4 protein-coding genes are annotated in these 2238 nt (G+C 44.9%); 3 read left to right on the forward strand and 1 reads right to left on the reverse strand.

Annotated elements, in window-relative coordinates:
- Nucleotides 1-113 precede the first annotated feature (113 nt).
- The 3 genes from DFP83_RS13420 to DFP83_RS13425 all read left to right on the forward strand — a co-directional run bounded on the left by DFP83_RS13420 (nt 114) and on the right by DFP83_RS13425 (nt 1620).
- Complete coding sequence (locus DFP83_RS13420; protein WP_110576585.1) at nt 114-356, forward strand: hypothetical protein; 243 nt, start codon at nt 114-116, stop codon at nt 354-356.
- Nucleotides 357-531: 175 nt separating this feature from the next.
- Nucleotides 532-705 (forward strand): hypothetical protein, encoded by a 174-nt coding sequence (locus DFP83_RS13585; RefSeq protein WP_157981586.1) that lies wholly within the window; start codon nt 532-534, stop codon nt 703-705.
- Between the two features lie 18 nt (nt 706-723).
- On the forward strand, nt 724-1620 hold the full coding sequence (locus DFP83_RS13425) for a LysR family transcriptional regulator (RefSeq protein ID WP_110576586.1): 897 nt from the start codon (nt 724-726) through the stop codon (nt 1618-1620).
- 22 nt (nt 1621-1642) lie between these two features.
- Here the strand turns inward: DFP83_RS13425 and DFP83_RS13430 are convergent, their stop codons facing one another.
- On the reverse strand, nt 1643-2113 hold the full coding sequence (locus tag DFP83_RS13430) for a hypothetical protein (protein ID WP_110576588.1): 471 nt from the start codon (nt 2111-2113) through the stop codon (nt 1643-1645).
- Nucleotides 2114-2238: the final 125 nt, after the last annotated feature.

The raw sequence follows: 2238 nt of genomic DNA on the forward strand, positions 1-2238 counted from the left end.
CGATCACTTAGCGTAAAAAGAGGGTTATGAAAAAGAACGGCTAACAGGTGATCGGATAACTCCGGAATCGCTGTTCGGAATCACCGAAATACGCATACTCTTGGTGGCGCCCGATGTTTTGGATGATTGCTTACGGGCAGGAGATACGTTTCGAAGGAAATGAACAGGTAAAAAAATATGGTACACCTTTATATTTCAAAGACGTTGTGAAAAAGCTTGATGAGGCTTACAAATGTGAGCCTATTCAAAATCTCTCTGATGTTATTGATTTGATTCGAGACCATCCAAAGCTTTGCAAGCAATACCACTTAGATGAAAAGCACCTGTCTTTGGAGAATTGGCAGGGAAAGGCTTAGCCTGAAATCCTGATTTAGCTTAAATATAGGTGAACACCTCTGTTGTGGGTGGTAATGAGTATTTTTAAGTCTTGGTTAACCGCTCTTCGGAAACAATAAGTTTCCATACATCCACTTTATCGCTCATAATTAAACAATAAAATGATTCCTGTCATTTATCACAGGAGTCAAAACTATGTTTAATCGTAAAAAATTGATCAGCGCATTGGGCGAGATGTCGCGAGGTATGATGTTTTCGCAAGGCTACATTAAGGTCGATGTTACGCCGCCCCAGCCGATGATTAAGCCGCACGGCTATGACGATGCGATGTGCCGGGTTAAGCGAAATAAATGCGCTGACTGTTGCTGAATAGATTGAGGAGACGCAATGTTTGAGCGCTTATCGGATATGGCGACCTTTGCTGCGGTTGCTGATGCCGCCAGTTTTACGAGGGCGGCGGAGCAACTCGGTATTACCAAGGGGGCGGTGAGTAAGGCGGTTAACCGTTTAGAGGCTCATTTAGGGGTTAAGTTACTCAAACGAACGACCCGCCGATTGTCACTGACCGGAGAGGGCGAGCAGTTTTTGTGTCATTGTCGGGTGATTGTGTCTGAGGCTCAGTTAGCCGAGGAGCACATGGGTGAGTATCAATCTGAACCCAAAGGCACGGTTTCGATTTCTGCGCCGGTCAACTTTGGTGCGGCGCAGGTGGCACCACAAATTGAAGCGCTTTTATCGCTTTATCCTCAACTCAATATTCACCTTACCTTGTCTGATGAAGTGATTGCATTCAAAGAGCTGGATGTCGACATTGCTATTCGCTTTGGCGAGTTGCGCGACTCGACGCTGTATTATCGGCGACTTCAACCTGTTCAGCATATTGCCGTTGCCTCACCTAGTTACCTCAAGCGGTTTGGTGAACCGAGTACACCCGAGGAGTTAGCAGCAGAACATGGGGTTCATTGGTGTATTCCCGTAAATCCATCGGCATTGGGTTGCCGTTGGCGCTTCTATCGAGCCGGAAAGGAGGTTCCAATAACGGTACAAGGGCGCTTTTTTAGTGATGAAAATCGCGCTACGCGACAGGCTGCGCAAAAGGGGCTGGGTATTGGCTTTTTACCTCAGTATTCAGTTGCTGATTTAATCACTAGTGGCGAACTCATACAAATCTTAAGTGCTTATATGCCACCGCCTACGCCGGTCAGTTTACTATTTGCGAGCCGTCAATATGCCAGTTCAGCGGTTAATGAAACGATTAATTTTCTGGAAAAAAGGTTGGGGTGATGTAGCTCGTGGCATCGCTTGTTTATTTCTCTGCACTCGCCATTGCTATAAACATTTCTAAGAACATCGATTGCCACTCAGCCAGTTGTTCTGAACTGAGAGAATCGAGATCTTTTTCGACTTGGTTGAGATCCATAAATGTTGAGCAACCTCCTGTTAAATACAAGTTATCTTGAGTTTTGTGGGCAAAAATCAGAAATCGGTTGCCAACCTGAGGAGCAGGCCCGCCGCACGAGTTCGTCTCGATGTTAGTTTTGATGAAAACAGATGCAGGCATGCCATTACCTTTCCAGATTTGTTCTACTTTTATTTTTGTCTTGTAAAATGAGGTATGCCAGTCACCTGTTGTTTTTTCGGTTTTAAGCGCAACACCCATGAAAATGGCATCATGTTCGTTAATGACATCGTTAATACTTTTTGCTGTGCTGACACACGAGCAGCCCATCGCAGTTAACGGTGAAAGAGCAATAACGAGTAAGATTACTTTCAACACTATATGCTTCCTCTAGTTCCATTTTAATATCGTAAGCGTAACAGCAACCACACCTAGGCATGTTTTTGCAGATGGCTTAGTTTATCACCACGTTTCAACTAACGAGGTGATTTATGAGTCGTACC

Source organism: Idiomarina fontislapidosi, from assembly GCF_003226255.1.
Lineage (GTDB): Bacteria > Pseudomonadota > Gammaproteobacteria > Enterobacterales > Alteromonadaceae > Idiomarina > Idiomarina fontislapidosi.